The sequence below is a fragment of the Rhodococcus sp. P3_B8 genome, from assembly GCF_056402775.1.
On the sequence record NZ_JBFUGT010000665.1, the window covers coordinates 1 to 875 of the forward strand.

General features: G+C 67.2%; 1 protein-coding gene. It reads left to right on the top strand.

What is annotated here, in order from left to right:
* On the top strand, window positions 1-875 hold an 875-nt coding region (locus AC1D1G_RS45585; RefSeq protein WP_477956985.1), incomplete at both ends, for an amino acid adenylation domain-containing protein.

An 875-nucleotide genomic window follows, 5' to 3' on the forward strand; every position in this document is an offset into this window, starting at 1 on the left:
GCCGCGCACCGCTACGCCCGCAGAACACGGCCTACGTGATGTTCACCTCGGGATCGACCGGCCGCCCGAAGGGAGTGACCGTAGCGCACAGCGCGATCGTCAACGAGGTGCAGTGGGTTGCGTTCGACTACGGCTTGGGTGACCGTCTTCTGCAGAGCAACGCGGTGACCTTCGACGCATCGACTCCCGACCTCTTCGCACCGCTGCAGGTCGGGGGCTGCGTGGTCTTGGCAGGGCCCGACGGCCAACGCGACCCCGACTACCTCGCCGAACTCATCCGCACCCAAGCGATTACCCACATGTCGTCGGTGCCGACGGTGATGACCGCCCTGATGGCCGGCCGATCACCCGACGTCCTCCGCGGCGTGCGGGTGGTCTACCTCGGCGGTGAAACGCTGTCCGGGCAGACAGTCGCACGGTTGGCGGAGTTCGGTCCGGCGACGGTATGGAACCAGTACGGGCCCACCGAAACCACCGTCAGCGTCATCTGCCACCGCTGCACCCAACACGAAGAGAGCGTGGTGCCCATCGGCACACCCCAGATCAACTGCCACGCCTACGTGCTGGACCACCGCTTGCATCCGGTACCGGTGGCGGTGGTGGGCGAGTTGTATGTGGCCGGGGTCCAGCTGGCCCGCGGATACCACAACCGGCCCGCACTGACCGCCGAACGGTTCGTCGCCAACCCCTACGGCCCACCCGGCCAACGCATGTACCGCACCGGCGACCTCGTCCGCTGGCACCCCGACGGCAACCTCGAATACCTCGGCCGCCGCGACCTCCAAGTCAAAATCCGCGGCCACCGCATCGAACTCGGCGAAATCGAAGCCACCCTCACCACCCACCCCGACATCACCCACGCCGCAGTGACAGTC